Annotated in this window: 10 protein-coding genes, 3 tRNA genes and 1 pseudogene; 2 read left to right on the forward strand and 12 right to left on the reverse strand. The window is 68.7% G+C overall.

What is annotated here, in order from left to right:
• Window positions 1-197: 197 nt before the first annotated feature.
• From HMPREF1008_RS10930 to HMPREF1008_RS00145, 4 genes and pseudogenes are all read right to left on the reverse strand, one after another.
• On the reverse strand, window positions 198-944 hold the full coding sequence (locus HMPREF1008_RS10930) for a tRNA-specific 2-thiouridylase (protein ID WP_009277814.1): 747 nt from the start codon (window positions 942-944) through the stop codon (window positions 198-200).
• A 140-nt stretch (window positions 945-1,084) separates the two neighbouring features.
• Window positions 1,085-1,435, reverse strand: a pseudogene (locus HMPREF1008_RS10935) (tRNA 2-thiouridine(34) synthase MnmA); the annotation flags it as partial.
• Window positions 1,414-2,679 carry a cysteine desulfurase family protein gene (locus HMPREF1008_RS00140; RefSeq protein WP_232202812.1) on the reverse strand — a complete coding sequence of 422 codons (1,266 nt, stop codon included), beginning with the start codon at window positions 2,677-2,679 and terminating at the stop codon, window positions 1,414-1,416. The gene HMPREF1008_RS00140 and the pseudogene HMPREF1008_RS10935, both read right to left, overlap by 22 nt.
• A 41-nt stretch (window positions 2,680-2,720) precedes the next feature.
• Window positions 2,721-3,623, reverse strand: coding sequence for a putative ABC transporter permease (locus tag HMPREF1008_RS00145; RefSeq protein WP_009277816.1), 903 nt, complete (start codon window positions 3,621-3,623; stop codon window positions 2,721-2,723).
• 329 nt (window positions 3,624-3,952) lie between these two features.
• Here HMPREF1008_RS00145 and HMPREF1008_RS00150 point away from each other — a divergent pair.
• Window positions 3,953-4,028 (forward strand) — tRNA-Gly (locus HMPREF1008_RS00150).
• Window positions 4,029-4,068: 40 nt separating this feature from the next.
• Window positions 4,069-4,142 (forward strand) — tRNA-Cys (locus tag HMPREF1008_RS00155).
• Between the two features lie 85 nt (window positions 4,143-4,227).
• Here HMPREF1008_RS00155 and HMPREF1008_RS00160 read toward each other — a convergent pair.
• The 8 genes from HMPREF1008_RS00160 to HMPREF1008_RS00195 form a co-directional block, all read right to left on the reverse strand.
• Entirely contained in the window at window positions 4,228-4,959 is a 732-nt protein-coding gene (locus tag HMPREF1008_RS00160) for an anti-sigma factor antagonist (protein ID WP_009277817.1), read from the reverse strand.
• A gap of 172 nt (window positions 4,960-5,131) precedes the next feature.
• Window positions 5,132-7,348, reverse strand: a complete 2,217-nt coding sequence (locus HMPREF1008_RS00165; RefSeq protein WP_040656635.1) for a SpoIIE family protein phosphatase — start codon at window positions 7,346-7,348, stop codon at window positions 5,132-5,134.
• A 103-nt stretch (window positions 7,349-7,451) separates the two neighbouring features.
• Window positions 7,452-7,542, reverse strand: a tRNA-Leu gene (locus HMPREF1008_RS00170).
• Between the two features lie 127 nt (window positions 7,543-7,669).
• Entirely contained in the window at window positions 7,670-9,451 is a 1,782-nt protein-coding gene (locus tag HMPREF1008_RS00175) for an ABC transporter family substrate-binding protein (RefSeq protein ID WP_009277819.1), read from the reverse strand.
• Window positions 9,452-9,617: 166 nt separating this feature from the next.
• Complete coding sequence (gene pepF, locus HMPREF1008_RS00180) at window positions 9,618-11,414, reverse strand: oligoendopeptidase F (RefSeq protein WP_009277820.1); 1,797 nt, start codon at window positions 11,412-11,414, stop codon at window positions 9,618-9,620.
• 175 nt (window positions 11,415-11,589) lie between these two features.
• Window positions 11,590-13,632 carry an ABC transporter ATP-binding protein gene (locus HMPREF1008_RS11010; protein ID WP_009277821.1) on the reverse strand — a complete coding sequence of 681 codons (2,043 nt, stop codon included), beginning with the start codon at window positions 13,630-13,632 and terminating at the stop codon, window positions 11,590-11,592.
• 69 nt (window positions 13,633-13,701) lie between these two features.
• On the reverse strand, window positions 13,702-14,748 hold the full coding sequence (locus HMPREF1008_RS00190) for an ABC transporter permease (RefSeq protein WP_009277822.1): 1,047 nt from the start codon (window positions 14,746-14,748) through the stop codon (window positions 13,702-13,704).
• A 10-nt stretch (window positions 14,749-14,758) separates the two neighbouring features.
• Complete coding sequence (locus tag HMPREF1008_RS00195; protein WP_009277823.1) at window positions 14,759-15,751, reverse strand: ABC transporter permease; 993 nt, start codon at window positions 15,749-15,751, stop codon at window positions 14,759-14,761.
• Window positions 15,752-15,753: the final 2 nt, after the last annotated feature.

A 15,753-nucleotide genomic window follows, 5' to 3' on the forward strand; every position in this document is an offset into this window, starting at 1 on the left:
ACCAGCCGGCGCGACGTTGCGGTCCGTGCGTGTTCGCAACCATATCCCAGCGCACGTACGCTCCCCGATGCACGACGCCAGATGGCGCAATCGGGGAGGTAAGGGCCACGAGGGGCGGCAACCAACGCGAACGGGGCGGGAGCCATGACCGCGACGGGACATGACGGCCGAGAGACGCGCGCGTACGCCGCCCCCTCCTAAGCCCAGCCCGGCACGCCCTCCGGACCGCGGACGACCACGCCGCCCCCCAGGCACTCCAGCCCGTCGTACACGACGGCGCTCTGTCCGGGCGCAACCGTGCGCCGCGGCTCGTCGAACTCGACCGTGGCCCAGGGGAGGTCGTGTGCCACATCGGGCTCGCGGGGCGTGACCAGCGCCTCGACCAGCTCGCCCGTGTGGCGGGTACGCAGCAGGTAGCGACCAGCTCGAGGCGGGAGTCCCGCAATCCAGCGCACGTCAGAGAGCTCCAGGCCCCGGCACCAGAGCCCGGGGCAGTCCAGGCTTGCGCTGACGTAGACGACGTTCCTCTCCACGTCCGTGGACACCACGTAGCGGGCAGGCCCCCCGCCCAGGTCGAGCCCGCGACGCTGCCCCACGGTGAAGAGGAAGGCCCCGTCATGGCGGCCCAGGACCCGGCCCGTCTCCCATTCCACGACGTCTCCCGCGCGGCGTTCCAGCGTGTCCAGGAGGAAGCTGCGGATGCCCACCTCGCCCACGAAGCAGATGCCGTCGGAGTCCGGCTTGGCCTCCACGCCCAGGCCCCGCTCGGCGCAGGCGGCACGTACCTCCGCCTTGCTGGCATAGCCGCCTATGGGGAAGAGCGTGTGCGCGAGAACCTCACCGGGGACGCGCCAGAGGAAGTAGGTCTGGTCCTTGTACTCGTCCGCGGCGCGGAAGAGGCGCGCGGGTGCGACGAGGCCGGACGCGGCGCCAAGGCCGTCCATGCCCGCCTGCCCGGACGCCGGGACGCCCGCCTGCGGCATCGCCGCCGCGACCCCGGACGGCGCGCCCCCTCGCCCAGCTGCGAGCCCACGCGCGCGTAGTGGCCCGTGGCCATGTAGTCCGCGCCCTCCGCCAGCGCGCGCTGGGCAAAGGTCCCAAACTTCACGGTCTGGTTGCACATCACGTCGGGGTTAGGCGTGAGGCCGCAAGCGTAGGCGTCGACGAGATAGTCGACCACCGTGCGCCGGTACTCCTCCTCGCAGTCCCAGACCTCGAGGCCGATGCCCAACGTCACCGCGACACGCTCGGCGTCCGCCAGGTCGTCCGCCCAGCGGCAGCGGAACCCCGGCAGGTCGCGCGACCAGTTGCGCATGTACACCGCACGCACGTCGAAGCCCTGTTCCACGAGGAGCGCGGCCGCCAGCGCGGAGTCAACGCCCCCGCTCATGCCCAGGCACACCGTCTTCGCCATCAGCCCCTGCCTCCCCGCCATCGTCCGCCCGCGGCCCCCAGCGCCGCCGCGCGCTCCGACATCGCAGCGTCATCCAGGCCGAGGCGCACCATCTCGGACCGCACGCAGCGCACGATGGCCCGCGTGCCGTACGCGACCTCCTCGGGCGTGCTGGGCCGGCCCAGCGTGAGCCTCAGGCTCCCCTGAGAGAGGGTCGGCGGCATCCCCAGCGCCTCGAGCACGTGGGACGCCCGCATCTTGCTCGCCGCGCAGGCCGAGCCCGTGCCCACGCTGACGCCCTCGCGCTCGAGCAGCACGACCAGGCGTTGGGCCTCGAGTCCGGGAAGCGAGAGGTGCAGCAGCCCGGGCAGGCGCAGCCTCTCTTGCCTGGGACCGCTCACCACGCACCAGGGCAGCTCACGGCGCAGCTCGGCCTCCATGCCTTGTCGCAAGCCGCGCAGGCGCGCCGCCTCCTCCCGGCGCAGGGCCTCCGCGAGCTCCAACGCCCGCGCGAAGCCTACGATGCCGGCGACGTTCTCCGTCCCGGAGCGCACGCCGCGCTCCTGCCCGCCCCCCAGCACCAGCGGGCGCAGGCGCACGCGGTCGGAGCACCAGAGCAGGCCCACCTGCTTGGGGCCATAGATCTTCGCCGCCGACACGGTGACCATGTCCGCCTCGAGGGACGAGACGTTCACGGCCAGCTGACCCGTCGCCTGGGAGGCGTCCACGTGCAGCAGGAGCTGGCGCGGCTCCCCCGCCTCGAGCCTGCGCCGGCGCTCCGCCGCGACCAGCCGTGCAAGCTCGCGCACGGGCTGGACGCAGCCCACCTCGCCGTTTGCCAGCTCGAGGCTCACGAGCTCGGTCTGGGACGTGATGGCGGCGGCCATGGCATGGGCGTCCACGCGCCCGTCCGCGGCGACCCCCACCAGCGTGTGCGGCCGTCCCTCGGCGACGCGCAGGACGCTCTGGTGCTCGATGGCATCGGTGACCACGTGTCCGTCCGTCGCGGCGAAGGCCAGGTTGTTGGCCTCGGTGGCCCCTGAGGTCAGGGTGATCCCGTCGGCACGGGCGCCTAGCATCAGCGCCAGGCGACGGCGGGCGTCCTCGACGTCGGCACGCACGCGGCGCGCGGCGGCGTAGGGCGACGAGGGGTTGTGGAAGCGCTCCGTGAGGTAAGGCAGCATCGCCTCGAGGACGCGCGGGTCGAGGGGCGTGGCGGCCGCGTAGTCCAAGTAGGCCTCGCAAGGGGCGACGTCAACCCCCGTGCCGCGCGTCGTGGGAGGCACGGGCGAGCGCTCCTCTCCCATGTTCCCACCAGCCGAGGCCGTCACAGCTCCCTCCCCACCACGAGGTTCTGGAAGCGGTTCGACATGAACTCGTCGGTGTAGTGGACGTCCACCCAGGCCTCGAAGGCGTTGAGGGGCGGGATGCCGGCGTCCCTCTCGGCCCTCCTCTGGAAGCACGCCACGGTCATGAGGATGTCCAACGCCAGGTAGGCGGCGAGGAGCACCACGAAGACGACCTGCCGTCGCGTCGTGGGGCTGCCGATGCGGTACAGGGCCTCGGGCATGATGAGCTTGGCCCACACCAGCCCGAGGAGCCCCCAGGCAACGAGGAAGCGCCAGGCGACCCACTGGGTGATGTGGTCGGGCAGGTGGGCGTAGGTCCAGGACTCTGCGCTGAACAGGGTCTGCATGCCCCAGCCGGTCAGCTGCTCGAGCGCGCCTCCCAGGGCCAGGGAGGCGAGGAAGACCTGCCAGTCGCGCGCGCCCCTCTCCCGCAGGCCAAAGCTCACGAGGGTGAGCAGCACGGCGCCGAATCCGTACAAAGGCGAGAACGGCCCCCATACCAGCCCCACGCGGCTCTGGGTGAGCCCGGCCGTGATGAGCATCCAGAGCTCCTCGAGGACGAGGCCTGCCATGGAGCCGATCACGAAGATGATGACCACCTGGTACCAGCCCACGTGCAGGTCGGCCAGGAAGAGCTCGCGGTCCATGAGCTGGGCGGCGATGACCTCTGCCTGCTGGGCTCGCGTGAGTCGCTCGACGCCAGCGGCCGCGTTCTCGGCCTCTATGTCGGCCCGGACGGCGTCCTGGTTGATGCGGCGCATGTCCACGGCGCCATCCAGCCGTCGGCCTCGGCCGAGCCACAGGAGGAACCACCTGACGAGGCGGGCGATGCCGCGCACAACCAGGAGGATGACGAGCAGGAGGAGGATGTTGAGAAGCATGCGGCTCCGTCTTCTGGGCTGGAATCGGTGCAGACCGGGTTCGGGGTTGGTCGGAATCGGGCACTGGCCGGACTCGAGGCCCGAGGCCAGGGTTGGTCGGGGTCGTGGCCTGAGGCCAGGCGCTGGCCGGGACTCCGCGGTCGCGCGCCAGGCGCCCTTCAGGCAAGGCGCGACGCGGGCGACCCTTCGAGCATAGCGCAGCGGCGCGGGGCAGGTCGATTCAAAAGTTTTTTATCCATATCTAGCTGCGATTTTGCCAGACGAAGAAAGATTTTCAAAATTCGGGCTTGCATCCCCTGAGACGGTCACGTATATTATTCCTCGCGTTCGCGGGCTTGGCGCAGTTGGTAGCGCGCCACCTTGCCAAGGTGGAGGTCGCGGGTTCGAACCCCGTAGCCCGCTCCATGCGAACTAGAAGGCCGGTTTCGATCGGCCTTTTTCATACGGCGAGATGGCCAAGTGGTAAGGCAGAGGCCTGCAAAGCCTTTATCCCCGGTTCGAATCCGGGTCTCGCCTCCAACGAACGCAAGAGGGCGGCTGCTTCGGCGGTCGCCCTCCTTTATTTGGCCGAAACCGCCCCACCCGAGGACCTAGTGCCGCGACCCTACGCCAGCAGCTTCACGATCCTCACCACGGTCCCCCGGCCGGAGGGCTTGCGCGCGATGGTCACCGCGTCCGCCAGGAGGCGCATCAGCCGGATCCCCCGGCCCCTCTCGCCCGAATCAGAGACCTCGGGAAGCTCGCTCCCGGGCTCCAGCTCGTAGCCGCAGCCGCAGTCGGTCACCTCGATGACGGCACGATCCGGGTAGCGGGCCACCGTCACCAGGGCGCAGTGGCCGTCTGTGTGGTCGACCGCGTTGCCCATGGCCTCCCCCACCGCCAGAGCGAGGTCGAAGGAGGCGTCGGCCGCAAGCCCCAGGCGCGCGAGCATCTTTTCCACGCGGCGGCGCGACCCCGCAAGGTCCGTCGGGTCGATGGAGAGCGTCGAGCGCCACTCGGGCAGCACGCCGGGGTCGAGCTCCTGCACCCGTGGCCGCTCGCCGCAGCCCGAGACGGGCGCGAAGTCCACCAGCCGGGCGATGCGCAGCGAGCGCAGGACGCGGTCGCTCGCGTTGGTGATGGACACGAGGCCTCCCGCCTGCCTCATGCGGCGGACCTCCCTGAAGATGAGCGCCATCCCCGCCGAGTCCACGAAGCTCATGCCCGAGAGGTTGAGCACGATGCGCCGGCAGCCTCCGTCGATGAGGGCGTCCAGCGTGCGCCGCACCTCGTCGACCGAGCTCACGTCGAGGTCATGGTCAACCGGCACCAGGGCTATGTTGGAATGCTCCTCCATGTGGCTCTTTTGCCCAAAACGGACGGGCGCAAACGCGCGCGAGGCGAGAGAATCGGCCAAACCGCCCGAAGCCGCGTGCCTCGCGTACGGCTTGTGGGCACGTCCTGCCCCCGCCCCCTCCTCGCGGCAGCCGCGTCCAGGCCACTCCCGCCTCATGGCAGGCGCGCACCGGCTACTCCCCCGCCCCCCGCACGTCGTCGAAGCGCAACGACACCATGGCCACGTCATCGTCCAGGTGGCGCTCGGTAAAGCTGTCCAGATGGCTCAGCAGGCGGTCGAGCACGCCCTCGAAGCCACGGGGAAACTCGCTCATCACCGCGTCACGCAAGCCGTCCTCCCCGAAGAAGGAACCATCCGTCGCGCGAGCCTCGGTCGTCCCGTCGGTGTAGAGCAGGAGCATGTCCCCCGGCTCCAGGCGCACGGAGCCGTTGCGGTAGCGCATCTCGTGGAAGGCCCCCACGACACCGGACTGCACGTCCAGGGTCTCCACCTGGCAGGAGCCCGCACGCACCAGGATCGCAGGCGGATGCCCCGCCGAGCAGTAGGTCAGGGTGCCTGCGGCGAGGTCGCACACGCCCACGAAGAGCGTGGCGAAGGTCTCGAGCCTCGAGAAGCCCAGGAGGAAGTCGTTGAGCAGGCGCACCATCCGGGCGGGGCTCAGACCCTGCCAGGAGTAGGCGCCCAGTGCCGTCCTCACCGCCGCCGAGACCGAGGCGGCCTCGACCCCCTTGCCGCTCACGTCGCCCATGATCACGCAGGAGCGCTGGTCGGGCAGGCGGATGAGGTCGTAGAAGTCCCCGCCTATGACGGCAGTGGCGGTGGCGGACGAGTAGATGCCCTGCGCGGTGATGCCCGGCACCCGCTGGAGCTCGTTTCTCATGCCCGTCTGCAGCGCCTGCGAGATGCGGCGGTCCTGGCGGCGCTCCTCCTCCCCGCGCGAGATGTCGCCCAGCCCCTGGGCCACGGTGCGCAGGAAGGCGATCTCGACGTCGTCCAGGGGCTCGCCGTCGGCGGGACGCGAGAGCAGCACGACCCGACGCTCGCCCCAGAGCGTCCCCAGGTCCACCAGCGCACCGAGGGGGGACATCCCCTGCTCCTGCAGCCATTCCTGGAGGCTCGGCGCAAGGCGGAGCGGGAGGACGACCGCCTGGTCTGCGGCGTGCTTGCCCAAAAGGGCGTCGAGGTCCGGGTCGATCCGCCTGGGCTCCCCTCCCGGTAGCTCGAGCGAGAACCCCGTACCTCCGTCCCCGGGGGGCACGAGCGGCAGCACGGCCACCCCCAGGCTCCTGCAGACGCGCTCCGTGGCCTCGTTGGTGGCGGCGCGGGCGTCGTCCGCGGCGAGGACGTGGTCGTGCAGCTGTATGCCCAGCTCGCGAAGCTCCTCCTCCTTGTGCGTGCGCAATGCCGAGAACGCGCCCACGAGCTGCACCGAGAGGTACTGCGTCACGGCGTCCAGGAGCTCCCCGTCCTCGCGCCTCGTGACGTGCGCCTGCTGCCAGCCCACCTCGATGAGGGCAATGACGTGCCCGCCGAACCACACGGGAACGCAGATGAGGCTCGAGAAGGGCGGCAGGTGGCTCGCGCGCACGCGATAGACCTCGCGGGTCTCCTCGTTGACGAGCTCGCGCTGGGTGAGCCTGCCACGCCGGAGCTCCTCCCTGCCGGGAGCCAGCACGCGCAGGCGCAGCGCCTCGCGGGCGCGGACGCTCAGGGCCTCGAGGGTGCTGCCCGCCGGCAGGAAGCGCGGCACGCGCACGCCCCCCAGGCTGGAGCTCACGCCTCGCAGGTGGTACCCGTCGGGCTCGGCCACGTAGAAGACCGTGCCGGAAGCCTCCATGGTGCTGGTGACCTCCTCGAGCACGCGGTCGAAGAGGGTCGTGACGTCGCCCGAGCCCAGGGTCTCGAGCACGATGCGCAGCGTGCCGGAGAGTCTCTTGTTCGCGCGCGACAGCTCCCCCACCAGGCGCTCGTGCTCGCCCCTGGCAGCCTGCGCCGAATCGGCCTGGCGCGCCACGAGGAGGTAGGTGTCCCCGGCGGAGGGGAGGCGCATGCAGCGAATCGCCAGGTCGGCGGAGTAGCCATCGGGGCGCAGGCACAGCACCGACCCCGCGCTCCCGTCCAGGGCGAAGGGCAGGTCCGTGGGCGAGAAGGGCGTCCTGGGCGCCGCCCCCACCGCCGGCGGGAAAAGGGAGCGGACGTCCTGCCCCACGAGCCCGTCGGGCGCGTGCGAGAGGAGCCTCTCTGCCCGCTCGTTGGCGAGGAGGACCCTGCCCAGGCCGTCGAAGGCGAGGACGGCGTCGCTCGTGAGCGAGAGGAGGGCGGCCAGCGCCCCGTTGACGCTGCCCTGGCCGATGCCGTCCACGCGACGCACCAACTCGCCTCTCGCCATCTTCCGCCCCCAAAGTCACGCGCCTCGCTCGGCGCCAACCAAGGCCACACAGAGGAAGCATACATAAGAAGAGAGGCCCACCGAAGGGGCCTCTCGCATTCTCTGGTGTCGGAGGCGGGACTTGAACCCGCACGACCTTTTAGTCAGTCACTAGCACCTCAAGCTAGCGCGTCTGCCAATTCCGCCACTCCGACATGGCTTGCTGCGTCGCAGCAAAGAGTACTATAGCATCCGCCTTTGCCCCGTGGCAACAACTTTTTTGCCTGGGCTGAGGCCAAGGGGACCCCAACCCAGAGGCATCGGCGGATGCCGTCCTGGACGCTACTCCTTGGCCCAGCCGACGTTCTCGGCGACGATGTCCTTCAGAAGCGCGGGACCCCAGTTGGCAAGGCCGGCCTTGCAGGCGATGGCGTCTGCGCCAGCGAACAGGGGGATGAAGGCGTAGGACTTCAGGGCCTCCTTCTCGGCCGCGTTGAAGGCCTTCATCTGTTCGGCGTGGTCGGCGATGCCGGTGACCGCGAGGAACTTGGCGTCGAGCTCGGCGTTGCCGCAGTGGGTGAAGTTCGAGGAGCTCTGGGAGCCGAAGATCTGGCCGCCGTTGTTGTAGGAGGCGGAGCCCGAGGACCAGCCGAAGAGGATGGTGTCCCACTCGCCGCCCGTGAGGGTCTTGGAGAACTCGGAGGAGGGCTTGTTGTCGATGGTCAGGTTCATGCCGGCGTCCTTGGCCATCTTCTGGATGGCTGCGGCACGGTTCTTGACCACGTTGGAGTCACCGATGGCGGTGAAGGAGAAGGTCACCTGCTTGCCGTCCTTGGCGTAGTAGCCGTCGGAGCCCATCTCGTAGCCAGCGGCCTCGAGGGTCTTCTTGGCGGCCTCGGCCTGGGCCTCGGCGGTAGTGTTGGCGGCAACGTCCTCGGGCAGGTTGTTCTCGTAGCCATCCATCCAGGGGGCGATCACCAGCGAGCCCATGCGGTCTTCCTTCCAGTTGACTCCCTGGTAGACGATGCCGACGATGGTCTCGGTGTTGATGCACTGCATGAAGGCCTTGCGCACGGCCTCGTCCTTCAGGCCCTCGCGGGTGGAGTTGACCTCGATGACGGCGATGGACTTGGAGTCGGCACGACGGATCTCGGTGTTCTCCATGCCCACGAAGTTGGAGAGCATCTCGCCGGTGCCGGACTGGCCAAGCTCGGTGGCGTCGATCTCGCCGTTCTTGAAGGCGTTGAACATCGCCTGGGACTCCATCTGCTTGAAGGTGACGGTCTCCAGCTTTGCCTCGTCGCCCCACCACTTCTCGTTGCGCTTGAAGGTGATCTGGGTCTCGTCGGAGCTGTCGACGACGAAGGGACCAGCCGCCCACTCGTTGTGCGGGTTGTTCACCCAGCCGTTGTTGAAGGCGTCGACCGTCGCCGCGGAGGGGTGCAGGACCCTCTGGAAGAGGTTCTGCCAGGGGTAGTACGGCTGGGAGAAGGTGATGACGGCCTGCTTGTCCGTCTCGCCCTTGACCACGCTCTCGACCTGGACGAAGCCGTCGGTCGAGGAGGGGGTGTAGTTCTCGTCGGCGCCGCTGCAGCACTTCCAGACGGCCTCGATGGAGCGCCAGTCGATGGGCGTGCCGTCGTTGAAGTTCGCCTTGTCGGCAAGGGTGATGGTGGCAACCTGCTTGCCGTCCACCATGTCGGCCGACGCGGACGCGACGAAGTTGGGGTTGGGCGTGAACGCGGAGGCCGTGGCGTCCACCGTGAAGAGCGTGGGCATGTAGAAGTACCAGAACCAGCTGATGTAGACGGTGTTGCCGTTCACGCTGAAGTAGTTGAAGTCAGGGCCGACCTCGGTGACGGAGAGCACGAGGGTGCCGCCGTCCTTGACCTTGTCGCGGCTGAGCGGGTTGTCGTAGGTCTTGCCCTTCTCGGGCAGGGGCAGCTGGTCGATGGGAGTGGTTGCGGGCGAGCCGTTCTGGGGCTCGACGCCCGTGTCGGCGCCGGCGGAGCCGCTGCCGGAGTTGCCCGAACCGCCGCAGCCTGCAAGTCCGAGGCCGGCGAGAGCCGCAGCCGCACCGGCCATGCCCACGAACGAGCGACGCGAGACGATGTTAGAAATCATTTCTCCTCCAATTTCCTGCGCGACGTGCGCACGGCGAAATGCATGCACCCCGACGGATGCCTGTTCACATTTTATTTCAAAAAGATAAAAAAATCCCTGCCCGATTGTTACAAGCTTGTGTACTGGGACAAAGGGGCCGCGAGGTGACCCGCCCTGCGGCCCGTCGCTAGATCAGGCCATCCAGCTCGTCCACGACCTGGCCGAAGCGCACCAGCGCGTCGTCGACCGCCTTGCCGGAGGCCATGTCGACCCCCGCCCCGGCGAGCAGCTCCAGCGGGGGCTTCGAGCTGCCGCCCGCGAGGAAGCCCAGGTAGCGCTCGACCGCCGGCGCGCCATCGGCCAGGATCTTGTCCGAGAGCGCCACGGCCGCGGCGAAGCTCGTCGCGTAGACGTAGACGTAGTAGTCGTAGTAGAAGTGCGGGATGCGGGACCACTCCAGGGCGATGTCCTCGTCCGTCAGGACAGCGGGCCCGTAGTAGAGCTCGTTGAGGGCACGGTAGCGCCTGCTGTTGGCCTCCGCTCCGACCCCCTCCCCCGCCTGGGAGGCGTCGTTGGCGAGCATCTCGAACTCCGCGAACATGGTCTGACGGTAGAGCGTGCCCTTGAACTTGCCGCAGAGGTCGTCGAGGAGGTAGGCGCGCTCCGCGTCGTCTGCCGCATGGTCGAGCAGGTAGCGCATGAGGAGCATCTCGTTGGTGGTGGATGACACCTCCGCCACGAACATCTCGTAGTCGGCGTAGCGCGTGGGCTGCGCCTTGCTGGCCAGGTAGGTGTGGAGCGAGTGTCCCATCTCGTGCACCAGGGTGAAGACGTCCTCCAGGGTGCCCATGAAGTTGAGGAGGATGAGGGGCGTGAGGCCGCGGCCACCGGAGGAGTAGGCGCCGCTCGCCTTGCCCGGGGTCTCGTACACGTCGATCCAGCGCTCGTCTATGGCACGCCTCACCACGGCGAGGTAGTCCTCGCCCAGGGGCGCCAGGGCCTCGAGCATGAAGTCGCAGGCCTCCTCGAAGCTGTAGCGGCGCTCCGGCATCTTGACTATGGGCACGTAGACGTCCCAGTAGCGGGCCTGCTCGAGGCCCAGGGCACGGGCCCTCAGCGCCATGTAGCGGTGCATGGCGGGGGCGTTCCTGTGCACGGACTCGATGAGGGACTCATAGACGGCGCGGGGCACCTCGGTGGGGGCGAGGGAGGCATCTAGGGTGTTCTTGTAGCCACGGGCGGTGGCGAAGAACTCGAGCTGCTTCATCTGGGCGGCAAGGAGGGCCGCCGAGGTGTTGCGCACGCCACGATAGCTGCCGTAGACGCTCTTGTAGGCGTTCTCGCGCAGCGTGCGGTCGGGGCTGATCAGCGCCGTGCCGTAGCTGCCGTGCGTGATGGGGTGCGCCTCTCCCTTGGAGTCGAGCGCGTCGGCGAAGCGCAGGTCGGCGTCGTTCAGCATGGAGAAGCCGACCTCGGGGCTGGCGGCCATCTCCTGGGCCTTGGCCAAGAGCGCCTCGAGCTCGGGCGTGAGCACGTGCTTGGCGAGGGCTCGGATCTTGTCCAGCGCGCGGCGGTACGTCCCCAGGCCCTCGCACTCCTCGCACCACGCGTCCAGCGTGGCCTCGTCAAGCGAGAGGAGCGCCGGCTCGAACCAGGACTTCGCCGCGTCCACGCTTGCCATGAGCGAGCGCTGGCGGGCGAGCATGTCCTGGTAGCGCCCGACGCGGGTGTCCTCGTCGGCCTTGCGGGCGGCGTACTCGTAGAGGCGGGCCACCTTGATCGTGACCTCGTCCTCGAGGCGGAGGAAGGCGAGAAGCCCCTCCGCGCTCTCGAGCGCCCTGCCCTTCCATGACTCCAGCTCGGCGGGAAGCGCCCGCACCTCCTCGAACGCGGCGTCGGCCGCCTCGTCGCCCACAAAGAGCCCGCTGGTGTCCCAGGTGTACCTCTCGGGGACGTCCGCGCGGGACTTGTAGCTCTCTGCCATCTGATCCTCCGTTCGCGCAGCGCCTGCGCATAGGGATGGGCCGTTCGACCCCAACAACATAGCGCAGGGCGGCCCGCAGCGTCGCGGACCGCCCTGGGAATCCAGCAAAGTGCGCCCCAGCTCCGAATGCCTCTCCCCAAGGGAGACCACGGCAGGCGGAGGAGGGACCTCTCCCCTACCCCTCCAGCGTGGGCAAGAGGCTCGAGGACGAGACGAGCTTCCCGTCCTGGTAGACCAGGCGCTCGCGGGAGCGCTCCACCTTGGGGTCGGGGATGGGGATGGCCGAGAGCAGGGCCTTGGTGTAGGGGTCCTGCGGGTTGGTGAAGACCTCCTCGGTATCGCCCTGCTCCACGATCTTGCCCAGGTGCATCACGGCGACGCTGTCGGAGATGTGGCGGATGACGGCAAGGTCGTGGGCGACGAAGAGGTACGAGATCTTGAGCTGCACCTGCAGGTCCTCGAGCAGGTTGATGATGCCGGCCTGGATCGAGACGTCCAGGGAGGCGATGGGCTCGTCGAGCAGGAGGATCTTGGGGCGCGTGGCCAGGGCGCGGGCGATGGCGATGCGCTGGCGCTGGCCGCCGGAGAACTGGCTGGGGAAGCGGTCGACGTAGTCCGGGTTGATGCCGACGAGGTGCATCAGCTCGCCGATGCGGGAGTTGATGTCCTTCGCGGACCACCTCTGCGCGCGCAGGGGCTCGGCCAGCACGTCGTAGATGGGCATGCGGGGGTCAAGCGAGCTCATGGGGTCCTGGAAGATGACCTGCAGGTCGCGCCTGAGCTCGCGCCTCTCGCGGTTGTTGCGCAGGGTCGCGATGTCGCGGCCCAGCACCTCGATGCTGCCGCGCTCGGGCCTCACGAGGTCCATGATCTGCATGAGGGTGGTGGACTTGCCGGAGCCTGACTCGCCCACCAACGCAAGCGTCTCGCCCTCGTGGATCTTGAAGCTCACGTGGTCGACCGCGCACATGGTGCCCCGGTCGCGGCGGATGAGGCCCTTGCCCTGGATCGGGAAGGTCTTCACCAGGTCCTTGACCTCGAGGACCACCGGGCGCTGGTCGCGGGGGACCTCCGCCCACTTTGCGGGCAGGGGCTCGAGCTCGGGGTAGACCTCCTGGAAGCTCAGGTGGCGCTCGCGGATCTCCGCGAGCTTGTGGCAGCTGACGAGGTGGCCCTCGGCGGCGTCGAAGGGCTCGAGGACGGGCTCGACCTCAAAGCACTTCCCGCTCGCCATCGGGCAGCGGGGGGAGAAGGGGCAGCCCTTGGGGATGGCGGCCAGCGAGGGCGGGTTGCCCTTGATGGGGACCAGGCGATGCTCGGCCGCCACGTGGGGCTTGGGCACGGCGCCCAAAAGGCCCATGGTGTAGGGCTGCGAGGGCTGGTCGAAGATGGTGTCGATGCTCGCGCGCTCGACGGCACGCCCGGCATACATCACCAGGACGTCGTCTGCGGTACCGGCGATGACCCCCAGGTCGTGGGTGATCAGCACGACGGCGGCGCCCGTCTCGCGCTGGGCCACGGCCAGGACGTCCAGAATCTGGGCCTGGATGGTCACGTCGAGGGCCGTGGTGGGCTCGTCGGCGATGATCACGTCGGGGTCGTTGGCGATGGCGATGGCGATGACCACGCGCTGGCGCATGCCGCCCGAGAACTCGTGCGGGTAGGCGTCCAGGCGTTCCTCGGGATTGGTGATACCCACCATGCGCAGGAGCTCGACGCAGCGCGCGCGGAGCTCCTGCTTGCCCATCTGCGGATTGTGGATGAGGAGGGTCTCCTCGAGCTGCTCGCCGATGGTGAACATGGGCGTGAGGGCGCTCAGGGGGTCCTGGAAAATCATCGAGATGGACTTGCCGCGGAAGGCCGCCATCTGCTCGTCCGACTTGCCCACGAGCTCCTCGCCGTCGAACTTGACGGAGCCGCCCACCTTGGCGTTGTCGTCCAGGAGCCCGATGAGCGAGAGGGCGGTGACCGACTTGCCCGAGCCCGACTCGCCGACGATGCCCAAGGTGCGCCCGCGCCACAGGTCGAAGTTGACCCCGCGGACGGCGTCGACCCTGCCGGCCTCGGTGGCGAAGGAGACCTTGAGGTTGCGCACGCTCATGATGGGGTCGCCCTGGGGCGCGCCCTTGGGGCCGTTGCCCTCGAGGAGCTCGTAGCGAATCACGTCGTCCTGGGGAACCCACGTGCCCCTCGTGCTGTCGTTTGCCTTCTCGGCCATATCTCGCTCCGTAACGTGTCTTGGGGTTGGCGGACGGCACCCGGCGGGGCACCGCGCCGCGTGCTGGCGTTAGTTGCCCGCGGGCTCCGGTGCCTCCTCCTGCTCGGCCTCGTCCTCGACGCTTCCCGCGGCGCGCGAGTACGGGTCGATGGCGTCGCGCAGGCCGTCGCCGATGAGCTGCATGCTCACGCAGAGCACGATCAGCACGGCGGAGGGGATGAGGACGATCCAGGGGGCCGAGAGCATTGCGGAGGAGCCCTGGCTCAGCAGGTAGCCCAGCGAGGTGTCGGGGGCCTTGATGCCCAGGCCCAGGAAGCTGTAGGCGGTCTCGGAGTTGATGCCGCCTATCACGCCCAGCACGGTGTCCAGGATGAGGATGGAGCCCAGGTTGGGGATGAGGTGGCGCACGATGGTCTTGAAGGGGGACACGCCCATGTACTTGGCGGCGCGCACGTAGTCGCGCTCGCGCAGCGAGAGGGCCATGGTGCGCAGGGTTCGGGCGTAGCCGATCCAGCCGAAGGCGGTGAGGCCCACGATGAGCGTGACCCAGCCCTGGGTGCCGCTGGCGGCGCGGACGACCATGGCTACGAGGAGGAAGCTCGGGATGATGAGCAGCATGTCCAGGAACCACATGCCGATCTTCTCGGGGACGCCGCGCACGTAGGCGATGGAGGTTCCCACCACGGCCGCGATGACGGTGGTGAGCACCGAGTAGATGACGCCGATGACGAGGGAGCGGCCCAGGCCGTGCACCACGCAGGCGAAGAGGTCGAAGCCGCCGCCGTCGGTGCCAAACCAGTGCGTGGCGTTGGGCGGCACGTTGAGGGAGGTGAAGTCCGGGTCGGTGTAGGTGAAGGGGGTGACGTGGGGACCGAAGATGGCCATCAGCACCAGCAGGACGAGGATCACCAGCCCCACCATGGCGCTGCGCTGGCGCACGAAGCGCCTGCCGATGAGCGAGAGGTAGCCTATGCGCTTGACCTCGCCGCCGGAGCCGCCCATCTTGTCGGCGAGGAGCTCGAGCTCGGCGTTGGTGAGCTGCCTGCCCTCCCCGTCGCCGGCCTGCCGTGCGTCGCCCTCCGCCTGGGGAGCGTCCTGCCTGATTTCGTCTGACATCGCGCTCTCCTTAGCTCATCTTGATGCGGGGGTCGAGCGCGGCGGCGAAGAGGTCCGCCAGGAGCGCGCCCACGAGCGTGCAGGCCCCGCTGAACGCCGCGACGGCCACGGCGCCATGGATGTTGTTGTTGTTGATGCAGTTGATGAAGTACTCGCCCAGGCCGTGGATGGCAAAGATCTTCTCGGTCATGACGGCGCCCGTGAAGATGCCGGCGATGGAGAAGGCCACCGAGACGGCCGTGGGGATGAGCGAGGCGCGCAGGGCGTGCTTGCGGATGGCCTGCTTCTTGGTGAGGCCCTTCGCGCGGGCGGTGCGCACGTAGTCGGCGTGCATCTCGTCCAGGAGGTAGGTGCGCTGGCCCAGGTGGTAGCCCACGGAGCTGATGATGGTGAGCACCACGGTGGGCAGCAGGATGTGCTGGAGGAAGTCGAGGAAGGTCATGAGGGGATTGCCGCCCTCGTAGCTGGAGAGGCCCGTCACGTAGAAGAGGCGCGACCCCGCCGCCTGGTTTATCTCGATGGCCGCGAACACGATGAGGATGGCCAGGACGACGGTGGGGATAACCATGAAGAGCGAGGCCATGCCGCCCAGGAAGCGGTCCTGCCACTGGTACTGCCGCTGGGCGGTGTACACGCCCAGGCTCACGCCCACCACGATGGAGATGATGGTGGCGAGCGACATCAGCTCCACAGAGGCGCCGATGCGCGAGGACATCTCCTCGTTCACCGAGACGCCGGTGGGCGTCTGACCCCAGTCCCACCTGGTGACGATGCCGCCCAGCCACCTCTGGTAGCGCTGGAGGATGGGGGTCTTGTCGTTGAGGTTGGTGGCGTCGAGCGACGCCTCAATGGACTCCTGCGGTGGCCTGGGAGTGCGGGACTCGTAGTTGGATCGCGGGCTCATGAAGGCCGATGCCAGGAAGTACGTGAGCGAGGTCGCCACGAAGATCATGACTATGTAGCTCGCCACACGCTTGGCTATGTACCCGACGAATCGCGCCATGG

Source organism: Olsenella sp. oral taxon 809 str. F0356 (assembly GCF_000233535.1).
Taxonomy (GTDB): domain Bacteria; phylum Actinomycetota; class Coriobacteriia; order Coriobacteriales; family Atopobiaceae; genus Olsenella_I; species Olsenella_I phocaeensis.